Annotated in this window: 21 protein-coding genes; 15 read left to right on the top strand and 6 right to left on the bottom strand. The window is 65.4% G+C overall.

All coding sequences use genetic code 11. From position 1 onward, the window contains the following. Window positions 1-20: 20 nt before the first annotated feature. The 5 genes from EJ069_RS30605 to EJ069_RS30585 all read left to right on the top strand — a co-directional run bounded on the left by EJ069_RS30605 (window position 21) and on the right by EJ069_RS30585 (window position 4,182). Window positions 21-1,007: an ABC transporter permease gene (locus EJ069_RS30605; protein ID WP_126064296.1), complete on the top strand. Its 987-nt coding sequence runs from the start codon at window positions 21-23 to the stop codon at window positions 1,005-1,007. Next, window positions 1,004-1,834 carry an ABC transporter permease gene (locus EJ069_RS30600; protein WP_126064295.1) on the top strand — a complete coding sequence of 277 codons (831 nt, stop codon included), beginning with the start codon at window positions 1,004-1,006 and terminating at the stop codon, window positions 1,832-1,834. The genes EJ069_RS30605 and EJ069_RS30600 overlap by 4 nt, the downstream gene beginning before the upstream one ends. Beyond that, on the top strand, window positions 1,831-2,841 hold the full coding sequence (locus EJ069_RS30595; RefSeq protein WP_145965062.1) for an ABC transporter ATP-binding protein: 1,011 nt from the start codon (window positions 1,831-1,833) through the stop codon (window positions 2,839-2,841). The genes EJ069_RS30600 and EJ069_RS30595 overlap by 4 nt, the downstream gene beginning before the upstream one ends. Then, on the top strand, window positions 2,838-3,614 hold the full coding sequence (locus EJ069_RS30590) for an ATP-binding cassette domain-containing protein (RefSeq protein ID WP_126064294.1): 777 nt from the start codon (window positions 2,838-2,840) through the stop codon (window positions 3,612-3,614). Before EJ069_RS30595 ends, EJ069_RS30590 begins: the two co-directional genes overlap by 4 nt. A 64-nt stretch (window positions 3,615-3,678) precedes the next feature. Continuing rightward, window positions 3,679-4,182 carry an L-2-amino-thiazoline-4-carboxylic acid hydrolase gene (locus tag EJ069_RS30585; RefSeq protein ID WP_126064293.1) on the top strand — a complete coding sequence of 168 codons (504 nt, stop codon included), beginning with the start codon at window positions 3,679-3,681 and terminating at the stop codon, window positions 4,180-4,182. 75 nt (window positions 4,183-4,257) lie between these two features. Here the strand turns inward: EJ069_RS30585 and EJ069_RS30580 are convergent, their stop codons facing one another. The 4 genes from EJ069_RS30580 to EJ069_RS30565 form a co-directional block, all read right to left on the bottom strand. Then, entirely contained in the window at window positions 4,258-5,046 is a 789-nt protein-coding gene (locus EJ069_RS30580; protein WP_245456367.1) for a DeoR/GlpR family DNA-binding transcription regulator, read from the bottom strand. A gap of 70 nt (window positions 5,047-5,116) precedes the next feature. Further along, window positions 5,117-6,415, bottom strand: coding sequence for an FAD-binding oxidoreductase (locus EJ069_RS30575; protein ID WP_126064292.1), 1,299 nt, complete (start codon window positions 6,413-6,415; stop codon window positions 5,117-5,119). Between the two features lie 2 nt (window positions 6,416-6,417). Beyond that, window positions 6,418-7,788, bottom strand: coding sequence for a glutamine synthetase family protein (locus tag EJ069_RS30570; protein ID WP_126064291.1), 1,371 nt, complete (start codon window positions 7,786-7,788; stop codon window positions 6,418-6,420). 432 nt (window positions 7,789-8,220) lie between these two features. Further along, window positions 8,221-8,874 (bottom strand): GntR family transcriptional regulator, encoded by a 654-nt coding sequence (locus tag EJ069_RS30565; RefSeq protein ID WP_245456728.1) that lies wholly within the window; start codon window positions 8,872-8,874, stop codon window positions 8,221-8,223. 336 nt (window positions 8,875-9,210) lie between these two features. On the opposite strand from EJ069_RS30565, the gene EJ069_RS30560 reads away from it, so the two are divergent. The 8 genes from EJ069_RS30560 (at window position 9,211) to atzF (ending at window position 17,625) form a co-directional block, all read left to right on the top strand. After that, window positions 9,211-10,338, top strand: a complete 1,128-nt coding sequence (locus EJ069_RS30560) for a BMP family ABC transporter substrate-binding protein (protein WP_126064290.1) — start codon at window positions 9,211-9,213, stop codon at window positions 10,336-10,338. A 102-nt stretch (window positions 10,339-10,440) separates the two neighbouring features. Then, a complete protein-coding gene (locus EJ069_RS30555) occupies window positions 10,441-11,565 on the top strand; it encodes an ABC transporter permease (protein ID WP_126064289.1) in 1,125 nt (374 codons plus the stop codon). Next, a complete protein-coding gene (locus tag EJ069_RS30550) occupies window positions 11,565-12,491 on the top strand; it encodes an ABC transporter permease (RefSeq protein ID WP_126064288.1) in 927 nt (308 codons plus the stop codon). The genes EJ069_RS30555 and EJ069_RS30550 overlap by 1 nt, the downstream gene beginning before the upstream one ends. A gap of 52 nt (window positions 12,492-12,543) precedes the next feature. Then, window positions 12,544-13,245, top strand: coding sequence for an isochorismatase family cysteine hydrolase (locus EJ069_RS30545; RefSeq protein WP_126064287.1), 702 nt, complete (start codon window positions 12,544-12,546; stop codon window positions 13,243-13,245). 10 nt (window positions 13,246-13,255) lie between these two features. Further along, entirely contained in the window at window positions 13,256-14,785 is a 1,530-nt protein-coding gene (locus tag EJ069_RS30540; protein ID WP_126064286.1) for an ABC transporter ATP-binding protein, read from the top strand. Continuing rightward, complete coding sequence (locus tag EJ069_RS30535) at window positions 14,785-15,453, top strand: isochorismatase family cysteine hydrolase (RefSeq protein ID WP_042640635.1); 669 nt, start codon at window positions 14,785-14,787, stop codon at window positions 15,451-15,453. Before EJ069_RS30540 ends, EJ069_RS30535 begins: the two co-directional genes overlap by 1 nt. Continuing rightward, window positions 15,446-15,796, top strand: coding sequence for a cupin domain-containing protein (locus EJ069_RS30530; protein WP_126064285.1), 351 nt, complete (start codon window positions 15,446-15,448; stop codon window positions 15,794-15,796). Before EJ069_RS30535 ends, EJ069_RS30530 begins: the two co-directional genes overlap by 8 nt. Further along, window positions 15,793-17,625 (top strand): allophanate hydrolase, encoded by a 1,833-nt coding sequence (gene atzF, locus EJ069_RS30525; protein WP_126064284.1) that lies wholly within the window; start codon window positions 15,793-15,795, stop codon window positions 17,623-17,625. Before EJ069_RS30530 ends, atzF begins: the two co-directional genes overlap by 4 nt. 69 nt (window positions 17,626-17,694) lie before the next feature. Here the strand turns inward: atzF and uxuA are convergent, their stop codons facing one another. After that, the gene (gene uxuA / locus EJ069_RS30520) at window positions 17,695-18,879 is read right to left on the bottom strand and encodes a mannonate dehydratase (RefSeq protein ID WP_126064283.1); all 1,185 of its coding nucleotides are present in this window, start codon (window positions 18,877-18,879) and stop codon (window positions 17,695-17,697) included. A gap of 228 nt (window positions 18,880-19,107) precedes the next feature. Here uxuA and EJ069_RS30515 point away from each other — a divergent pair, with 228 nt between their 5' ends. Together EJ069_RS30515 and EJ069_RS30510 are read left to right on the top strand one after the other, a co-directional pair. Beyond that, entirely contained in the window at window positions 19,108-19,890 is a 783-nt protein-coding gene (locus tag EJ069_RS30515) for an SDR family oxidoreductase (RefSeq protein WP_126064282.1), read from the top strand. A 156-nt stretch (window positions 19,891-20,046) separates the two neighbouring features. Then, window positions 20,047-20,745, top strand: a complete 699-nt coding sequence (locus tag EJ069_RS30510) for a GntR family transcriptional regulator (RefSeq protein ID WP_126064281.1) — start codon at window positions 20,047-20,049, stop codon at window positions 20,743-20,745. A gap of 39 nt (window positions 20,746-20,784) precedes the next feature. Here EJ069_RS30510 and EJ069_RS30505 read toward each other — a convergent pair whose 3' ends face one another. After that, complete coding sequence (locus tag EJ069_RS30505; RefSeq protein ID WP_189476053.1) at window positions 20,785-21,777, bottom strand: DUF4238 domain-containing protein; 993 nt, start codon at window positions 21,775-21,777, stop codon at window positions 20,785-20,787. Window positions 21,778-21,911: the final 134 nt, after the last annotated feature.

Genomic DNA, 21,911 nt, shown 5'->3' with positions numbered 1-21,911 from the left:
GCGAGCAACATTCTTTCGCCATGACCCGCGCCCTCCGCCTCCTCCGCCGCCGTCTCATCGGCAGCGTCTTCGTGCTGCTCATCGTCGTCATCGGCAGCTTCCTCCTCCTCGAATCCGCTCCGGGCGATGCGGTCGACGCCTATATCGTCTCGACCGGCGGCGACGCCGGCATGATCGAACTGCTGCGCCATCGTTGGGGCCTCGACCAGTCGGAGCTCACCCGCCTCGCCAATTACCTCTGGGCCTTGCTGCGTCTCGACCTCGGCCAGTCCGTCACCTTCTCGCGGCCGATCCGCGAGATCATCCTCGAACGCCTGCCGACGACGCTGGTCCTGATGGGCAGCGCCACCGCGCTCTCCTTCGGCCTTGGCTCTGCGCTCGGCATCTATGCCGGCGCGCGGCCCGGCAGTTTCCGCGACCGCTTCCTGTCGATCGGCTCGCTGGCCCTCTATGCCGTGCCCGGCTTTTGGCTCGGCCTCGTGCTCATCGTCGTCTTCGCCGTCGATTTGCGCTGGCTGCCGATCGGCGGCATCGAGACCATAGCCTCCGGCAAAACCGGATTTTCCCGCGCCGCCGACATCGCCATCCATCTCGTGCTGCCGGTCTCGGCGCTCGGCTTCATGTATCTCGCGCTCTATCTGCGCATGATGCGCGCCGGCATGGCTGAGGCCTGGCGGCAGGATTTTGTCCTCGCCGCCCGCGCCAGGGGCCTGCCCCGCCGCCGCGTCGTGCTTGCCCATGTCGCCCGCAACGCCCTTCTGCCATTGGTCACCATGCTCGGCCTGCAATCGGCGCAGATGCTTGGCGGCAGCGTCGTCATCGAAAGCGTCTTCGCCGTGCCCGGCCTCGGCCGGCTGGCGCAGGAGGCCGTCGCCGGACGCGACACGCCGCTGCTGCTCGGCATCATCCTGGTGAGCGCCGTCCTGGTCGTCGTCATCAACCTTCTGATCGATCTCGCCTACGCTGTCCTCGATCCGCGCGTCGGCGCCGGCGAGGCAAGCGCATGAACCGCCTGCGCCGTTTCTTCCAAACGCCGGAAGCGATCGCCGGTGCACTTATCCTCGCCGTGCTGGCCGCGATGGCACTGGCGGCGCCGATGCTCTTTCCCGGCGATCCGCAGGCGATCGCCGGCCCGGCTCTGCTGCCGCCCTTCCAGGGCTGGTCGCTGCCGCTCGGCACCGACCGGCTCGGCCGCGACGTGCTGGCGGAGCTGTTCCATGGCGCCCGTACCTCATTGGCGGTCGGCCTGGCGGCGGCTGCCGCCGCGCTCCTGATCGGCGCCGTGGTCGGCACATTGGCCGGCTTCGCCGGAGGGCTGGTCGACGAAGTGCTGATGCGCGTCACCGACGCTTTCCAGACCGTGCCGAGCTTCCTGCTGGCGCTGGCGTTCGTAAGCATCGTCGGGCCTTCGCTGGGCGTGGTCGACGCGGCGATCGCGCTCAGCGCCTGGACCGGACCGGCGCGCGTCGCCCGCGCGGAAGTGCTGTCGATCCGTGAACGCGACTACGTCGCCGGCGCCCGCGTCATCGGCATGCACCCACTGGAGATCGCCTTTCGCGAGGTGCTGCCCAACGCACTGCCGCCGGTACTGGCGCTATCCTCGGTGATCGTCGCGGCTGCGATCCTCATCGAGGCGGCGCTTTCCTTCCTCGGCCTCGGCGACCCCAACCGCGTCACCTGGGGCGGCATGATCGCCGAAGGCCGCACGGTGCTGCGCACCGCCCCGTTCCTGTCGATCGTTCCGGGCGTGGCGCTGGTGCTGACCGTGCTCGGCGTCTACCTCGCCGGCGAGGGCGTGGTGGAAAGCACCGCGGTGCGCAGGAGCCTGTCGTGACCGCGCTGCTTTCCATTCGCGATCTGAGAGTTGCCTATCGGCGCGACGGCATAGAGGTGCCGGCGCTTAAAGGTGTGAGCCTGGACGTTCTCGAAGGCGAGCGCCTGGCAATCATCGGCGAAAGCGGCTCGGGCAAGAGCACGCTAGCGCTGGCGGTTGCGGGGTTGTTGGCGAAGAGTGTCGAGATTGGCGGGACCATCAGTTGGAAGATACCGAAATCGCAAGCGCCTCATTCCTTCGCACCCCCCTCTGTCCTGCCGGACATCTCCCCCACAAGGGGGGAGATTGGCAGCTCCGTCGCTGGCTCTCTTCTTGCAACCTCGAAAATTGGCGAAGGCGGAGATCACGAGCTAATCTCCCCCCTTGAGGGGGAGATGTCCGGCAGGACAGAGAGGGGGGCGAAGGATCGCCAACCGTCCGCACTTGCCACAAGCCACCCCCTCCTCGGCCGTGACATCGGCTTTGTCTTCCAGGACCCCTCCTCCAGTCTCGACCCGGTCATGCCAGTCGGCAAGCAGATCGCCGAGGTGGCGCGCACCCATCTCGACCTCACTTGGCGCGAAGCCATCGCCAAGGCCAAAACCCTGCTCGAACGCGTCCGCCTCCCCTATCCCGACGCCGCTCTCCACGCCTACCCCCACCAGCTCTCCGGCGGGCAGAAGCAGCGAGTGGCCATCGCTGCGGCAATCGCCGCCGGACCGAAACTCCTGATCGCCGACGAAGCGACCAGCGCGCTCGACACCATCGTCCAGGCCGAGATCGCCGCCCTGATCCGCAGGCTGGTCACGGAGGATGGCATGGCGCTCATCTTCATCAGCCACGACATCGCGCTCGCCGCCTCGCTCGCCAATCGCATCGCGGTGCTGCGCCATGGTGAACTGGTCGAGCTCGGCGAGACCAATCAAATCGTCAACGCGCCGCAGCATGCCTATACGCGCGGCTTGCTCGACGCTCATCTTGGCCTCGACGCCGAGCCGCTGCTTGACCGACAGGGCATCTCGGCATGAGCCTGCTTGCCGTCTCCAATCTCACCAAGCGCTATCATCGCGGCGGCAAGCCTTTCGCGGCAGTCGACGAGGTGTCCTTCGAAGTCGGCCCGGCGGAGACGCTGGCGCTCGCCGGCCCGTCCGGCAGCGGCAAATCGACCATTGCAAGGCTGGTGCTGCGGCTGATCGAGCCCGATGCCGGCCGCATCGACTTCGAAGGCGGCGACTTCCTCGCTTTGTCGGGCGCCGCTTTGCGCACCCGCCGTGCCCGCCTGCAAATGGTATTCCAGGATCCGCTCGCCGCCTTCAATCCCCGCGCGACCGTCGCGCGGGTGCTCGACGATCCGTTGCGCATCCACAACATCGCCCCGCGTGCCGAGCGTCCACGCCGCATCGCGGCGCTTTTGGAGCGCGTCGGCCTCGACGCCAACCTCGCCGCGCGCGCCATCCACGAGATTTCCGGCGGCCAGCGACAGCGCGTCGCGATTGCCCGCGCCATCGCCACGCGGCCGTCGCTGATCGTGCTCGACGAGGCCGTCTCGGCCCTCGACGTCTCGGTGCGCGGCAAGATCCTGGAATTGCTGCTCGACCTGCAAAGACAGGAACGGATCGCCTATCTGTTCATTTCGCATGACCTCGGCGTCATCCGCGCCGTGGCGCATCGCGTCATCATCCTCGATGCTGGCCGGATCGCCGAGAGCGGCGATGCCCGCGCCGTCATCGCCAACCCGCAATCGCCGGTCGGCAAGGCCCTTGTCGAGGCGGCACCGAGATTGAACAGGAACCGGCCATGATCCCGCAAAGTGGCAACCGGTTTGCGGACAAGATCATGGTCAAACAGCAATATCAGGACGTCTCATGACCGACCCCGCAGCCAGAGCCGAGAAACTGTCGCGCGAGCTCGATTCCGCCTTCCGCAACCGCGCCGACCTCTACCGCCTCTTCCTCGAGGAACTGACCGCCGAGCTCGGCGCCGAGCAGGCCGAGGCGGTGATGATCCGCAGCATCGAGAAGCGCGGCCGGGAAGTCGCGGCGGCGGCTTTCGCCAATTTCGGCCCCAATGACGCGCCGGCGATCGGCGAGGCGTTCCTCGCCGTCAGTCCGGATGGTGGGCGCATGTATCCGACCCATGTCGAGCGCGGTCCGGACCACATCGCCTTCAAGGTCAAGCGCTGCCCGTTGAAGGATGCGTGGGTGGAAGCAGGCGTCGGCGAGGAGAAACTCGCCACGCTCTGCCGCATCGCCGGCGCCTTCGACCGCGGCCTGTTCGAGGCCACCGGCGTGCGCTTCGACAATGTCACCTGGACGCCGGGCCACGGCTCCGGCTGCTGCCACATCGCGCTGACCAATCGCGACGCCTAAAGCAATTGCAGGAAAAGTGCGCAGCGGTTTTCCGTCCGGAATTGCGCAAAAACAAAGAGACTAGCCGGTACAGCCCTAACCTTCGGCAAAGACGTGCAGCTCGCCGCCTGCTTCGTCGATCGCGGCGCGCAGTTCCGCTGACGGCTCGCTGTCGGTGACGATGTCCGAGATCTCGCTCAGCGCGCAGACGCGCTCCAGGCCGCTGCGGCCGAACTTGTCGTTGGTGACGACCAACATCGTCGACAGTGACCGCCTCATCATCGCCCGCTTCACCGCCGCCGCGCCCGAGATCATGTCGCTCGGCCCTTCGGCGTTCAGCGCCGAGGCGCCGATGATGGCGACGTCGGCATTGTAGCGGCGCACGAATTCGACCGTGTCCTCGCCGAGCACCGCGGCCTCGCGGCTGTCATAGGTGCCGGGGCAGAGGATGACGCGGAAGCCGGGATTGGCGCCGGCCACAGAGGCGACGCCGATCGAGTTGGTGATGATCGTCAGGTCCCGGCCGTGCTGAGAGAGGCTGCGCGCCACCTCGTAGGTGGTCGATCCACCGTCGATCATCACGATCGAGCCTTTCTCGACCAGTCCCGCCGCACCACGCCCGATGCGGGCCCGCTCCTCGACCATTGTGAGGCCGCGTTCGGCGATCACCGGTTCCGACGTCACCAGCGAAATGGTGGCGCCGCCATAGGTGCGGTTGAGCAGCCCCGCCTCGCCGAGCTCGATGAGATCGCGGCGGATGGTCTCGCCGGCCACGCCGATGCGGCGCGCAAGCTTCGAGATGCGGATCGAGGCGGAGCGCCGGACCTCCGACAGGATCAGCTCATGGCGCTCCTTCTTCGTCAGTCGGCCCGGCTCGATATTCATCCGCTTTTCCTTCTCGGGATTTCCTTCCCGGCGCAGAGACATTAGCTACGCCAGGGAAAGGAAACCAGCGTCAGTGTCTGAGCCGATCGCGCATCGCATACCACAGCATGCCAAGCACATAGAGCGGGCCGCGCAGCGCCGTGCCGCCCGGGAACGGCAGCGGCGTCAGCATCGAGAACAGGTCGAGCCGCGAGGCATCGCCCGTGATCGCTGCCGCCAGGAGCTTGCCCGACAGCGTCGACAGGATGACGCCTTTGCCGGAATAGCCATGCGCGAAATAGACCTCGCCATAATGCCCGACATGCGGCAGGCGCGACGTCGTCACCGACACCAGCCCGCCCCAGGCGTGGTCGATGCGGCAGCCCTTGAGCTGCGGGAAGGTCTTTTCCATATGCGGCCGCACGAAGCCGGCAATGTCGGCCGGCGGCGACGGCGTGTAGCGCTCGCCGCCGCCGAACAGCAGGCGGCCGTCCGCCGACATGCGGTAGTAGTTGACGACAAACGGCGTGTCCGAGACCGCGACATTGGCCGGGATGACATTGCGCTCGCCCAACGGCTCGGTGGCGACGATGTAGTTGCCGACCGGCATGATGCGGCTGTTGACGCGCGGCTCCAACCCCTTGAGCAGTGCATCGCCGGCCAGCACAACATGCCTGGCACGGACCGAACCCTTGTCGGTGAACACCCGGATCGACGGCTCGCGTTCCAGCCGGACGGCAACCGAGTTCTCATGGATGACCACGCCTGCGCTGACTGCCGCACGGGCGAGCCCGAGCGTATAGTTCAGCGGATGCATGTGGCCGCCGAGCGGCTCGAACACCGCGCCCTGATAGGGCGTATCCACCATCTGCCGCGCCTGCGAAGCCGACAGGATCTCGACATCGGTGAACTTCATCACCTTGGCGAGGCATTCGGCCTCTTCCTCGAAGTCGCGCACATCCGAAGCGCTGACCGCGCCGACCAGATGGCCGGTCTGGTGCAAATCACATTCGATGCCGTGGCGCTCGATGATGTCGAGCACCAGCCCGTGTGCCTCGAAGGCCAGGTCGAACAGCGCCTTCGCCCGCTCCGGCCCAAAGGACTTGACCAGCCCCCTGGCGCCCTTGCGCAAGCCGGGGATCATCTGGCCGCCATTGCGGCCCGAGGCGCCCCAACCGATCTTGCCGCCCTCGAGCAGCACCACCTTGAGACCGCGCTCGGCCGCATGCAGCGCCGCCGAAAGACCGGTGCAGCCGCCGCCCACCACCACCAGATCGACCTCGACATCGCCGGCAAGTGCCGGATGGTCGGGCGCCGGATTGGCCGTGGCGACATAGTAGGACTTGCCGATATCGAGACCGGAATTGAAACCTGTCGAACGCGAAGCCATGGTCACACCTTGAGCAGCAGGTGGTCGCGTTCCCAGGACGTCACGACGCTCTGGAACAGGTCTAGCTCGACGCTCTTCACGCGCAGATAGGTCTGGAAGAAATCCTCGCCGAGCAGCGCCCGCACCGGCTCGCAGGCAGCGAAACGATCGAGCGCTTCCTCCATCGTCTTCGGCAGCGTGCTCTTGCTTTTATAGGCATTGCCAAAGGCCTCTTCCGAGCGTGCAAGCTTCTCCTCGATGCCGAGATAGCCGGCGATCAGTGAGCCGGCCATCGCCAGATAAGGATTGGCGTCGGCACCAGGCAGACGGTTCTCGATGCGGCGCGCGGCGCGCCCGCCCAGCGGCACGCGGAGCCCACAGGAGCGATTGTCATGCGACCACTCGAGGTTGGCCGGAGCGCTGTGGCCGGGGCGGATGCGCCGGTACGAATTCGCATGCGGCGCGAACAGCGGCATGATTTCGGGGATGTATTTCTGCAAGCCGCCGATGAAATGCGCGAACATCGCGCTGTCCTCGCCGTCTTCGCCGGCAAACAGGGGCTCGCCCTTCCGGTCGACGATCGACATGTGCAGATGCATGGCGCTGCCGGCCTGCGCGGCGACCGGCTTGGCCATGAAGGTCGCGTGCATGCCGTTCGCCTGAGCGATCTGCCGCGCCAGGCGCTTGAACAGAAGCACCTGGTCGGCGAGCGTCAGCGGATCGCCGTGCAGGAGATTGATCTCGAGCTGCGCCGTGCCGGATTCGTGGATCAGCGTCTCCACCGGCAAGCCCACGACCGCGGCGTATTCATAGAGCCGCCGCGTCACCGCTCCGAACTCCTCCATCGCCTGCATGTCGTAGGGATGCTGCACGCTTTCCGGCCGGCCGTTGCGTCCCACCGGTGCCGTGACTGGACGATCCGGGTCGGGATTTGGCGCCGTCAGGTAGAATTCGAGCTCCGGCGCCACCACCGCGCGCCAGCCGCGCTGCTCATAAAGGTCGAGCACGGATTTCAGCACATGGCGCGGCGAGGCCATCCACGGCCGGTCGTCCATGTGGAACGTATCGGCAAAAACATAGGCTCGGCCGGCGCTGCCGGGCGCAAGGCACAGGCTCGAGACATCGGGCACCATGCGCATGTCCGGATCGGAATAGGCAAAGCCTTCGTCGATGGAGCCGGAATAGCGGCCGTCGATCGCGACCAGGAAGGCGCTGCTCGGCAAATAGAGCGCGCGGTCGTCGAGCGACTTGAGGAATTTGGCGACCGGCAAGGTCTTGCCGCGCAGCACGCCGTTGATGTCCGGCACGAAGCATTCGACTTCGTTGATCGCGTGCGTCTTCAGCCAGCTTTGCGTGTCCGCGCCGGGGAATGAGGTGTTCAGATTGTCAGGCATTGGTCATGTCCGTACGAAGGAGAAATCGCTTCGGCGGGCATGTCCGTTCCCGGTAGGGCGTTATCTAAGCTGCGTTATCCGAGGACGGACGCCCGCCTGATGGCCGGCCGAAGGGCCGGGTGCAACGCGCCTTGCACCCCTTCGGTCCAGCCGTCGCGAACAACATGCGAGCCGACCTTCGTCTCCTCCGCGCGCTGCAGGTTCTCGTGGCGGCAGCAGCGCATGATCAGTGATATCCCGCGCGCGCAAAAGAAATACCGCAGGCAACAAAATGCCTGGCGCGGTATTGCTGTTTTGCAGCTTGCATGACCGATCCTGTCAAAGTGAGCTTATGGTTTGACCGATCATCGCCGCCGGCGCAAGTCCGCTTCGCTGGACCAGATCAGCCGATGCTCTCGCCGCCGTCGACCACCAGCGCCTGTCCGGTCGAGATCATCGACGCGCGGATCGGCTGAGCCTCGGCTCCATTAGATCGACTGTCGCGAACACCGCGCTCGCCTCGCTGACGATCGACACATGATCCCGGGCCGCCTTGCCCGCGGCCGCCGCGTCGCCGCGCATGATCGCGGTGACGATCACATCATGCTCCTGCCAGGACTTGGCCAGCCGGCCCGGCAGCATGAATTGCGCGCGCCGGAACGGCGCCAGCCGGCTGCGGGTCGCCACCGTCAGATCGTGGATATGCGTGTTGTGGGCGCCGCGATAAAGCCTGCTGTGGAACTCGGTGTTGAAATACTCGTAATCCTCCTCGGCGCCGAGCTGCACCATGCGCGCCGACGCCTGATGCTCCATCTCCAGCGAGCGACGCTCGGCGCCGGTCATGCGCTCGGCGGAAAAGCGGGCGCAGATCGCCTCCAGCTCGGCCATGCTCTCGAACATCGAGGCCAGATGCTCCTGCGTGACCACGGCGACGATCGCGCCCCGGTTGGGCCGTCTCTCGACCAGCCCAATGGCGCTCAACTGGCCGAGTGCCTCCCGGACCGGCGTGCGCGAAACGTCGAAGCGGGCGGCGAGCGAGCCCTCGTCGAGCTTTTCGCCAGGACGCAGATAGCCGGTGACGATGCGGTCCGCGATTGCCCGCACCATCTGATCCACGGTCGTGCCCGACCTGACCAAGCGCCTTCCCGACACGTCTCCTCCCGCCCAGTTTAATTGCGGACGGCCCGCTGGGTGGACGACCCACGGGCTGTTTCGACTCAAGATCGCATCCCTGTATGCCTAGATTTTAACCTCGATGTCAAATTGATCACTTCTAAGGCAAAAAGTGCATGCACTTGCCTTTGGTTTATGCAGACGTTCTAAATTCGTCTACTGATTTTATTACAGAAAATCCGAGAAAGGAACTGGCACAGTGATTGCATGCACTTTCTGGACGAGGCGTTAACCGACCCCACCGGGGTCCAAGAAAGGGGAGCATTCGATATGACCGGGAAATTCATGCTTAGCCGCCGCGACCTGCTCAAGACCTCCGCCGCCGGGGCGGCGCTCGGTCTGGCCTCTGCCGCCTTTCCGATTCGCGCGGCGCGCGCCGCCGCCGCGACCGTAGGCTTCATCTATGTCGGCCCGAAGGACGACTATGGCTACAACCAGGCGCATGCCGAAGGCGCTGCATCGCTGAAGGGCATCGAAGGCATCTCCATTGTCGAGGAAGAGAACGTCCCCGAGACGGTCGACGTCCAGAAGACGATGGAATCGATGATCAATCTCGACGGCGCCTCGCTGATCTTCCCTACCTCCTTCGGTTATTTCGATCCGCATATGCTGGCCATGTGCGCCAAGTTCCCCGACGTGCAGTTCCGCCATTGCGGCGGCATGTGGAACAAGGACAAGCACCCGATGAACGCCGGCTCCTATTTCGGCTATATCGGCATGGGCCAGTACCTGAACGGCGTGGTCGCCGGCCACACCACCAAGTCGAAGAAGCTTGGCTTCGTCGCCGCCAAGCCGATCCCGCAGGTCCTGCTCAACATCAACTCCTTCCTGCTCGGCGCGCGCTCGGTCGATCCGGCGATCACCTGCCAGGTGATCTTCACCGGCGAGTGGTCGCTGGCGGTGAAGGAGGCCGAGGCCACCAATGCGCTGATCGATCAAGGCGCCGATGTCGTCACCTGCCATGTCGACAGCCCCAAGGTGGTGGTCGAGACAGCCGCCGGCCGCGGCGCCTTCATCTGCGGCTACCACGCCAACCAGAGCCCGCTGGCGCCGGAAAAATACCTGACCGGCGCGGAATGGAACTGGGCCAAGGTCTACAAGATGTTCGTCGACGACCTCATCGCCGGCAAGCCGCTGCCCAATTTCACCCGCGGCGGACTGGCCGACGGCTTCGTCAAGATGAGCCCGCTCGGCCCCGCCGTCGGCGAAGCGGCGCGCAAGCAGTTCGACGCCACGCTGGCCGAAATGATGAAGGGCGGCTTCTCCGTCATCAAGGGACCGTTGAAGAGCAACAAGGGCGCCGTCGTCGCGACCGAAGGCCAGGCCTTCGTCGAGACCGCCATCGAGCTCGAAAGCATGGACTATCTCGTCGAGGGCGTCGTCGGCTCGACAGCCTGAGGCATTGCGTGTCGCCCAAAACTGTGCGGCGGTTTTGGGATGACGACATGCATCCGAGCAAGAGCTTGAGGCACGCTTCAAGCAGGCCGAGGGAGACGGGATATGGCGGACACTGTGAGCAGCCCGGACGTGCGGACCATCCTCGACGCCGGAGGATACCGGGCGGCGCTCGAATGGACCGCCAGGCGGGCGGAGGCGTTCGTCATTCCGCTTGCGGCGCTGGTCGTCGGCATGGTGCTGTTCAGCCTGTTCATCCTGGCTGTCGGCAAGTCGCCGGTGCAGCTCTATGAGACGATGTGGCGGGGCGGCTTCGGCTCCTGGTTCTCGATCCAGAACTCGCTGTCGCGCGGCGCGCCGCTCCTGCTTGCGGCGCTGTGCGTGGCGCTGCCGGCGCGCCTTGGCCTGGTCGTCATCGGCGGCGAAGGCGCGATCGTGCTGGGCGGCGTCGCCGCGGCCGCCATCGGCGTCGCGCTGAACGGCGCGCCGTCCTTCCTCGTAATCCTCCTCATGGGCGTGGGGGGCGCAGCCGCCGGCGGCATCTGGATAGGTGTCGTCGGCGCGCTCCGCCACTACCGCGCCGTCAACGAGACCATCTCCAGCCTGCTGATGGCCTATATAGCCATCGCCCTGATGAACCATCTGGTGGAAGGGCCGCTCCGCGACCCGGCCTCGCTGAACAAGCCCTCGACCCAGCCGCTGGCCGACATCTATCGCGTCGGCAACATACCGGGCATGGAGGTGCATTGGGGCCTCGTCGTCGGCATCCTCGCCTGCGTGCTCTCCTGGTTGCTGGTCGAGAAGACCCGCTGGGGTTTTGCCGCCCGCATCGCCGGCGGCAATGTCAGGGCCGCACAAGTCCAGGGGCTGGCCGTCGGTCCGCTGATTGTCGGCTTCACCGCGCTGGCGGGCGGCTTCGCCGGCCTTGCCGGCATGCTGGAAGTCGCGGCCGTGCAGGGCAGCGCCAACGGATCGCTTGCCGCCGGCTACGGCTATACCGGCATCCTCGTCGCCTTCCTCGCCCGCCACAATCCGCTTGCGATCATCCCTGTCGCCATCCTGCTTGGCGGCATCGACGCGTCCGGCGGCCTGATCCAGCGCCGCATGGACCTGCCCGACGCAACTGTCCTGGTGCTGCAGGGCATGCTTTTCATCGTCATCCTGTTCAGCGAAACCTTCTACGGCCGCTTCAAGCTCTTCAACCCGGACCTCTGGCGGAGGAGCACCTGATGGAAACGACCGACATCGGACTGTGGGGCGTGCCGCTCGCCATGCTGGGCGGGGCCATCCGCGTCTCCACCCCCTTCATCTTCGTCTCGCTCGGCGAGGCCATCACCGAGCGTTCCGGCCGCATCAATCTCGGCCTCGAAGGCACGCTGGTGTTCGGCGCCATGAGCGCCTACGCGGTCGCGGTAATGACCGGCTCGCCATGGCTCGGCCTTCTGGCCGCGGCGCTCGCCGGCCTCTGCTTCGGCCTCTTCCACGGCTGGATCTGCAAATTCCCGAAGGTCAACGACATCGCCATCGGCATCGCCCTGATGCTGTTCGGCACCGGGCTCGCCTTCTTCTTCGGCAAGCCCTTCATCCAGCCTTCGGCGCCCGACCTGCCGGCGATCCCGTTCGGCAACTGGTCCGACATCCCGCAGGTGCAGGCGGCGCTCAACGTCAACGTGCTGTTCCTGATCGGTGCCGCACTTGCCGTCTTCCTCTGGTGGGCCTTCCGCAACACGCGCATCGGCCTGATCGTGCGCGTGGTCGGCGACAGCGCCGATGCGGCGCGCGCCATGGGCCTCAACCCGAACACGGTGCGCCTTTTGGCGACGGGCGTCGGCGGCGCGCTGGCCGGCATCGGCGGCGCCTACCTGTCGCTCTACTATCCCGGCAGCTGGACCGAGCGCATCTCGTCCGGCCAAGGACTGATGGCGGTGGCGCTGGTCATCTTCGCGCGCTGGAACCCGCTCGGCTGCTTTGCCGCAGCGCTCCTGTTCGGCGGCGCCGGCGCGCTCGGCCCGGCACTGCAGTCGGTGGGCGTCACGCAGGGCTACTACCTCTTCTACGCCGCGCCCTACATCCTCACCCTCATCATCATGATCGCCACCTCGTCGCCGAGCCGCACGCTCGCCGGCGCGCCCGGCGAACTGTCGATCACCAAATGACCGCGCATCACGCACCGCCCCTGGAATCGCTTGAGAGACCGGAGTTTTCGCCATGAACGCCAGAGCCGAGATCACCCAGCGCTACATCGACGCCGATCCCTATCCCTGGCCCTACAATGGCGATCTCAGGCCCGACAACACGGCGCTCATCATCATCGACATGCAGACCGACTTCTGCGGGCCTGGCGGCTATGTCGACCATATGGGCTACGACCTGTCGCTGGTCCGCGCGCCGATCGAGCCGATCAAATCGGTGCTCTCCGCCATGCGGGCCAAGGGCTACACCATCATCCACACCCGCGAGGGCCACCGCCCCGACCTCGCCGACCTGCCGGCGAACAAGCGCTGGCGCTCGCGCCGCATCAATGCCGGCATCGGCGATCCGGGTCCGTGCGGGCGCATCCTGGTGCGCGGCGAGCCGGGCTGGGACATCATCCCCGACCTCTATCCGGCCGAGGGCGAGCCGATCATCGACAAGCCCGGCAAGGGCTCCTTCTGCGCCACCGATCTCGAGCTGATCCTCAACCAGCGCGGCATCGACAACATCGTGCTCACCGGCATCACCACCGATGTCTGCGTGCACACCACCATGCGCGAGGCCAACGACCGCGGCTTCGAATGCGTGATGCTGGAGGACTGCTGCGGGGCGACCGACTACGGCAACCATTTGGCGGCGATCAAGATGATCAAGATGCAGGGCGGCGTGTTCGGCGCGGTGTCGAATTCCGCCGCGCTCGTCGCGCAGTTGCCGTGAGGGGCCGGCGATGAGTGGAACGCAAGGAAAGGCGATCGGCGTCGAGACCATCGGCATGACCATGCGCTTCGGCGCCTTCACGGCGCTGGACGATGTCTCCATCAAGGTGCCGGCAGGCTCCTTCCATGCCCTGCTCGGCGAGAACGGCGCCGGCAAGTCGACGCTGGTCAAATGCATGATGGGTTTCTACCACCCGACATCGGGCGACATGCTGGTCGACGGACGCCAGGTCGCGATCGTCAGCCCCAGGGATGCTTCGGCGCTCGGCCTCGGCATGGTCTACCAGCATTTCACGCTGGTGCCGTCGCTGACGGGCGCCGAGAACCTGGTCATCTCGCGCGAGAAGGTGCCCGGCGTCATCGACTGGCGCAAGGAGCGCGCAGCGCTTGCCCAATTCATGGAACGCATGCCCTTCAAGCTGCCGCTCGACGTCAAGGTGGCCGAACTCGCCGCCGGCGAGAAGCAGAAGCTGGAGATCATCAAACAGCTTTATCTCGGCCGCAATTTCCTGGTGCTGGACGAGCCGACATCCGTGCTCACTCCAGGCGAGGCGCAGGAAGTGCTTGGCCTGGTGCGCGGCATGACCAAGGCCGGCAACCTCACCGTGCTGATGATCTCGCACAAATTCCACGAGGTCACCGCATTCGCCGACGACATCACCGTGCTGCGCAAGGGCAGGCTCACCGGAACCGGCAAGGTCTCGGATCTAACCCACAGAGAGATGGCCGCGATGATGATCGGCGACCAGCCGATCGCCGCGCTCGACAGCCGCGCGGCGCCGAAGCTGGACGCCGAGATCGTGCTGAAGGTGAAGGCGCTGAAGGCGCCGGACCGCACCGGGCTGAAGTCGATCGACATCGCCGATCTCGGCGTGCGTTCGGGAGAGATCGTCGGCATCGCCGGTATTTCCGGCAACGGCCAGAAGGAGTTCCTGGAGGTGCTGGCTGGCCAGCGTCCGCGCAATGGCGGCGAGGTGATGGTGCGCGGCAGCGCCTATGCGGCGACGCGCGCCGAGGCTCGCGCGCTCAATGTCCGCCTCATCCCGGAGGAGCCGCTGAAGAATGCCTGCGCGCCGAGGATGACGGTCGCCGAGAACATCGCCTTCCGCACCTTCGACGTGGACGGCAACGGCAAGCCGGTGAGTTGGATCAGCGCCGGCGCGATCAAATCCTTCAGCGCCCGTCTGGTCGAGCAGTTCAAGGTCAAGACCGCATCGCTGTCTTCGCCGATCGCCTCGCTTTCGGGCGGCAATGTGCAGCGCGCCGTTCTCGCCCGCGAGCTCACCGGCGAGGTCGACCTTTTGATCGTCTCCAACCCGTGTTTCGGCCTCGATTTCTCCGCCGTCGCCGAGATCCGCGCCCGCATCATGAAGGCGCGCAACGCCGGAGCCGCGGTGCTGCTGATGTCGGAAGACCTGGACGAGCTGCTGGAACTCTCGGACCGTATCCTCGTCATGTCCGACGGCGCGCTGGTCTATGAGACGCCGATCGCGCAGGCGAGCGTGCAGACCATCGGCGAGCACATGGCGGGGCACCACTGATGGCGGAAATCGCAGCGCAGCCCTTCGCCTTTGCCTTCAGGCCCGAAACGACGGCGCTCATCGTCATCGACATGCAGCGCGACTTCGCCGAGCCCGGCGGCTTCGGCGCCAGCCTCGGCAACGACGTCAGCCGGGTCACGGCGATCGTGCCGACGGTGAAGCGGCTGATCGAGGGCTTTCGCGCCGCGGGCCTGCCGGTGATCCATACCATGGAGTGCCACAGGCCTGACCTTTCAGACCTGCCTCCCGCCAAACGCGACCGCGGCAATCCCTCGATCCGGATCGGCGATGTCGGCCCGATGGGCCGCGTCCTGATCGCCGGCGAGCCTGGCACCGCGATCCTCGACGAGCTCGCGCCCCTGCCCGGCGAGATCGTCATCGAGAAGCCCGGCAAGGGCGCCTTCTACGCGACCGGCCTCGGCGACGACCTGAAACGACTCGGCGCGCGGCAACTGGTGTTCGCCGGCGTGACGACCGAAGTCTGCGTCCAGACGACGATGCGCGAGGCGAACGACCGCGGCTATGAGTGCCTGGTCGCCGAGGATGCGACGGAAAGCTACTTTCCCGAATTCAAGGCGGCCGCGCTCGCCATGATTAGGGCGCAGGGCGCCATCGTCGGCTGGACGGCGACCACAGATCAGGTCCTCGAGGGAATTGCGAATGCCTAATCTTGCCTTTGCCGGCCTCCTTGACGGTGGCTGGCGCGATCTGGCGTTCGAGCCTTTCCGCAACGGCGTCACCGTGCACTGGCTGCTCAAGGGCGGCCCGGTCGAACCGTCGGTCGCGCTGCTCAAATATCAGCCGGGCGCCGGCGTGCCGCGCCACCGCCATGCCGGGCTGGAAACCATCATCGTGCTGGAAGGCACCCAGAGCGACGAGAACGGCGACTATCCAGCGGGCAGCGTGATCCTCAATCCGGTCGGCAGCGAGCATTCTGTGTGGACGAAGGACGGCTGCGTCGTGCTGATCCAGTGGGACCTGCCGGTGATCATTCTGGGGGAGACGAAATGAGCGACATCCGCTTCGACATCGCCAGCCTGCGCGCCGCCTACCAAAGCGGGCTTGGCATCGCCGAGGTGATCGATGCGGTCCTTGCCCGCATCGATGCGGCCGGCGACCCCGGCATCTTCATCCACCTTGCGACGAAAGAAGAGTTGCTGGCCGAGGCCGAGGCGCTCGGTCCTTTCGATGCCGTGGCCAAGCCGCTCTGGGGCATCCCCTTCGCCGTCAAGGACAATATCGATGTCGCCGGCATGCCGACCACGGCGGCCTGCGCCGAATATGCCTACACGCCGGACAAAGATGCGACGGTCGTGGCGAGGCTCAAGGCAGCGGGCGCTTTTGTCGTCGGCAAGACCAATCTCGATCAGTTCGCCACCGGCCTTGTCGGCGTGCGTACACCCTGGCCGATCCCAAGGAACGCGATCGATCCGAAACTCGTGCCGGGCGGCTCCTCCTCCGGCTCGGCGGTTGCGACGGCGCGCGGCATCGTCTCCTTCGCGCTCGGCACCGACACCGCCGGCTCTGGCCGCATCCCGGCCGGCCTCAACAACATTGTCGGGCTGAAGCCGACGGTCGGCGCGCTGTCGACGACGGGCGTCGTGCCGGCCTGCCGGACACTCGACTGCGTCTCGGTCTTCGCGCTGACGGTCGATGACGCCAATGCCGTGTTCTCGGCCGCTGCCGCACACGACGCCGCCGATCCCTATTCGCGAGCGGTTGCTGTCCAGCCTCTCGCCGCCCGTCCACCGGTGCTGACCATCGGCATCCCGGCAAAGGCCGATCTGAAGTTCTTTGGCGACGCGTCGATGCAGGCAGGCTTCGAGACCTCGCTCGCCGCCCTGGAAACGCTCGGCGCCCGGCTTGTCGAAATCCCGTTCGGCGACTTCTACGCCACCGCCAACCTTCTCTACGAAGGCGCCTGGGTCGCCGAGCGCTATGCGGCGATCCGCGATTTCTTCGAAGCGAATGAAGCAGCCCTCCATCCGGTGACGCGCAAGATTGTCGGTGGCGCCAGGAACCTGTCCGCCGCCGACGCTTTCCGCGGGCTCTATGCCTTGCAGGCCTACAAGTCCCGCCTCGCCCCGGTCATAGCTTCCGTCGATCTCTTCTGCGTGCCGACCGCGCCTACGCACTATACCGTCGATGCCGTGCTCGCCGATCCGATCGCCACCAACAGCCGGCTGGGCACCTACACCAATTTCGTCAATCTGCTCGACATGTGCGGCATCGCCGTGCCGACCGGCACGCGCGACGACGGCCTGCCGATGAGCGTGACCCTGCTTGCCGCCGCAGGACGCGACGGCCTCGTCGCGGCGGTAGCGCGCGATCTCCATGCCGCGAGCGGCCTCGCTCTCGGCGCGACGGGATGGCCGCAGTCGAGCGCGCAGCCTGTCGGCGCGCCGGCCGATGACGGCACGATCGAGCTGGTGGTGGTCGGCGCTCATCTTTCGGGAATGCCGCTCAATAGCCAACTGAAGGAGGCCGGCGCAAGCTTCAGCAGGTCGGCGCGGACGGCGCCGTCCTACAAGCTCTATGAGCTCGCCGGCCAGACCCCGCCCAAGCCCGGGCTTGTCCGGGTCTGCCACGGCGGCACCGCCATCGAGATCGAGGTCTGGCGCCTTTGCGCCGACGCCTTCGGCCGTTTCGTCGCGGCCATTCCGCCGCCGCTCGGCATCGGCACCATCGAGCTCGACGATGGCACCTCGGCGAAGGGTTTCCTGGCCGAGAGCGTCGGCCTGGCGGCGGCGACGGACATCTCGGCCTATGGCGGCTGGCGCAGCTACGTCGCCAGGACGAACGAGATTCAACGCCGATTTGAGAGCCTTCCCTCCAACTGAGCGGCGGCCCGGCTCAGCGGCGACCTCATCGGGTCAGGCCGCCATGCCAAACGCTTCGGCGTCCGCCTCTCAGGCCAGCTCGAACCGCTCCACAGCGCGCATGATGCCGCGCAGCTCGGCAAGGCCTTTCAGCCTGCCGATCAGCGAATAGCCGGGATTGATCCTGGTCTTGCCGATATCGTCGGCGAGCAGATGACCATGGTCCGGCCGCATCGGGATGCGCCAGTCGGACCGGCCTTCCTTGCGCCGGCGCGCCTCCTCCTTCATCAGCGCCAGGATGACTTCGGCCATGTCGGTCGAGCCTTCCAGATGCTCGGCCTCGTAGAACGAGCCATCCGCCTCGCGCGTCACGTTGCGCAGATGCGCGAAATGGATCCTCGGTCCGAACTCTTCGATCATCGCGATGAGATCGTTGTCGGCGCGCACGCCGTAGGAGCCGGTGCAGAAGGTCAGTCCGTTGGACGGGCTGTCGACCCTTCCCACGATGAAGCGCGCGTCGTCCGCCGTGGAAACCACGCGCGGCAGGCCGTAGAGTGAGAACGGCGGATCGTCGGGATGGATGCACATGCGCGCGCCGACTTCCTCGGCAGCCGGAATGATCTCCTTCAGGAACCAGGCGAGGTTGGCGCGCAGTTCGGCCGGACCGATCGCGGCGTAATCGGCAAGCGCCAGACGCATCGTCTCGCGATTGTAGGTGCGCTCGGTGGCCGGCAGGCCGGCGATCAGGTTGCGTTCTATCCTGTCGATGTCCTCGGCGCTCAAAATCTTGAGCCGCGCTTCCGCTTCCTGCAACCGCACCGGGCTATAGCTCGCCTCGGCATTCGGCCGCTTCAGCACGAAGACGTCGTAGGCGGCGAAGTCGAGCGCATCGAAGCGCAGCGCATAGCCGGTGGTCGGCAGCCGGTACATGAGATCGGTGCGCGTCCAGTCCACCACCGGCATGAAATTGTAGCAGATCGTGGAGATGCCGGCCTTCGCCAGCGCCCGGATCGTGTCCCTGTACCAGCCCGCGTAACGCTGCCGTTCCGGCGTGCCGGTCTTGATGGAGTTGTGGACAGGAATGCTTTCGACCACCGACCATGTCAGCCCCGCCACCTCGATGATGCGCTTGCGTTCGAGAATGGCATCGAGCGGCCAGGCGCTGCCGTCATAGATGTCGTGCAGCGCCGTGACGATACCAGTCGCCCCGGCCTGCTTGATGTGGTCGAGCGTGACCGGGTCGTTCGGGCCGTACCAGCGCCAGCATTGTTCCATGATTGCCTCCCAAAGCATGCGTTTTCATCGATGTCGTTCCGAATGGCCGCCATGCATCAAAACAAAGACGTAAAGCCGCATCGACCGAACCCTTTTCGGCGCGAGCGCTTCAGCGTGGTTGCGATCGACCATATTGTCGGATGACAATGGCAGTCAAATAAGGTGATTTCGGCACCGCCGACGAACCATCGACTGGCGCTTTCGTCCATTATTGCAGGAGTTTTGTCCATGAACGATTTCGACGGCAAGGTCGCCCTGGTGACGGGAACGACCGGCATCGCCGAGGCAACCGCGCGCCGTCTCGCCGAGGGCGGCGCCGCGATCATCGCGCTGGGCATCGATCAAGCCGCCAACGCGATGCTGCAGGCCGAGCTCAACCGCGCGGGTGCGGCCGCGCTGGTACTGGCCACGGACGTTGCCGTGCCCGACCAGGTGGAGAAGGCGATCGCTTCCGGCGTCGAGAAATTCGGCGGGCTGGACGTCATCGTCAATTCGGCCGCTGTGCATCCCTACGGCACGGCCACGACGACGGGTTTCGAGACCTGGAACCGGGCGATGTCGGTCAATGTCGGATCGATCTATCTCACCGCCCGTTTCGGCATACCCGAGATGATCAAGCGCGGCGGCGGCGCCATCGTCAACGTCGCCTCGGTGCAAGGCACCGCCTGCCAGGAGAATGTCGCCGCCTACGCCACCACCAAGGGCGCGATCCACACGCTGACGCGCTCGCTGGCGCTCGACTATGCCCGAAAAGGCATCCGCGTGAACTCCGTCAGTCCGGGATCCGTCCGCACTCCGATCCTCGAACGCGCCGCCCGCGCCGACGATCCCAATGCGGATGTCGAAGCTGCCTTCAAACGCTTCGGCGAGGCGCATCCGCTCGGCCGCATCGGCGAGCCGGAGGAAGTGGCGGAACTGATCGCGTTCCTATGCTCGTCCAAGGCAAGCTTCTGCACCGGGGCCGATTACAGGATAGATGGCGGTCTTTTGGCGGGCATCGGGGTCCGATAACGCCGCAGTCGCAATGACGCGGTTGGGGACGGACGCGCGCTCCCTTGCGGCGGCGCGCGTTAACCGTCTATCGTGCGTCCCAATGCCATCGGAACCTGTCCCCGCGGCGGATAGAGCGACGAAGCAGCTTTCAGGACGACGAAGCAACGAGAGCCAATGGCCGACAAATCGCGAATCGGACTGACCGCTGTCGATACCGTTCCCCTGCATGAGAAAGTCTATCTGGAGCTGGTTCGGGCCCTTATGTCGGGCCAGTTGCAGCCCGGCCAGAAGCTGACCTCGCGCAAGCTCGCCAAGGAGCTTGGCACCAGCGACATGCCGGTGCGCAGCGCCTTCACCCGGCTGCAGGCGCTGAGGGCGCTGAGCCCGATGCCGAACGGCAGCGTCGAGGTGCCCCTGATCTCCGCCGATCGATTCTCGCAATTGACTGCGGTGCGCATCATCCTGGAGGGCACCGCGACCGAGCTCGCGACGAAACGCATCAACGGCAACAATCTGCGCGCGATCCGGCGCCACTGCGCCGAGCTCACTGAGGCCGCCCGCAATGGCGGGATCGAAAACTATCTGCGCAAGAACCACGACTTCAAATTCGGGGTCTACCGCCATTGCGGCAACGAACAGATGATCTTCCTCATCGAGACGGTGTGGATGCAGGTCGGGCCTTTCCTGCGAAACCTGCATATCGGTTTCGAGGATGATCTCGCCGGCATTCTGGGCATCGACTACCATGAGGAGGTCGTGGCGGCGATCGAGGCCGGCGACGGCGAGCGGGCGCGTCGTGCGATCGTGCGCGACATCGAGGAGGGCGCCACGCATATCCTCGGCCAGGTGAAGTTTCCGGAGATGCGCCACTAGAGTAAGCAGGCGGGTTGTTCGATGAGTCTCGGCACTTCCTCAACTCGGCCGATTTGCTCGACCTCGCCGTAAAGTCGTCGCAGCAAACTTCTTAGGTCCGAAGCCCTCAGTCGTCATACGTGGACGCGAGCCTTTGGTCGCGACTGCCATACGCCTGATGACCTCGTGATCGAGATGAGCATAAAGGTACTCATCCGCCTGCAATGCACGCAGTCTATTCAGCCTATCTACGCCTTGCCTACCCGCGAAGGCATTGGCGCCTTCGTCCTCCCAGCTCATTGCCAGCATGACCTTCGGTGTGAGTGGAAAGGTCACAACGGCTGTCTTGTTCAGATAGCCGTGGTCGCCGTAAATCGGGTGCCAAGTCTTAGGTTCTACCCAACGAACAACCGGGTCGTCGCTGGTGATAAAGAAACCCTGAGCGGCCCCGATGGTCCGCCAACGCATCTGGAAAAGTACGGGTGTCAGCTTGTCGGCAGCAGTGAGGTGCTGCAACGCCCACTCCTTCCCCAGTTCGAGCCGGTAGCCGCTAGGGTCAATCAGGCTCCTCCGAAGGGAAGTTCTGCTCTCTTCGGTAAGCTGCCTGCCTTCGCCCTGCTCGATCCGATGCACCAGCGAATTGAAGGCCCGGTCGTGTACACCAGTCGCATAGTTCCGAATCTGAATCATGCGGCCAACCATCTCGGCCGCGTCTTTCCTGGAACCAGGTGTACGCACCACCATCACGGCTAGGAACTGCGCCATGTCCATCTTGTCCTGGTGCTCCGGAATCTTGCCGTTGATCAGCCGCATGTAGATTGGAGCGGCCGTGCTTTCGATCCGAGCCAGCATTTCTTCGATGCGAAGGTCATAACTGCCATCCGGCGCTTCAACGGAATAGAAATGAGTTTGCTTGGCCGTCTCTTCGGGCATGCGGGAAAATTTCTTGCCGTCGGCCTTCGTATATGTCCAGACGTGACCTTTCGGCTGCACCCCAGCAAAGTGCTGGAGATGCAAGCGCGGAATAAAGTGTTGACCTTTTGGGTTACTCATTGTGAACGAAATCACGCGAGGCCGAATCATTATTTCAGACCGAGTATACCATGAGCGCTCTATTAACCAGCGATCAAGACTAGACCCAGGTGCTCACGGGGACCCGGGGGCAGTGGAATATTGAGCCAATTTGC

It is taken from the genome of Mesorhizobium sp. M2A.F.Ca.ET.043.05.1.1 (assembly GCF_003952445.1).
In the GTDB taxonomy this organism is placed as follows: Bacteria; Pseudomonadota; Alphaproteobacteria; order Rhizobiales; family Rhizobiaceae; genus Mesorhizobium.
This window is presented reverse-complemented; position numbering and strand designations above follow the sequence as displayed.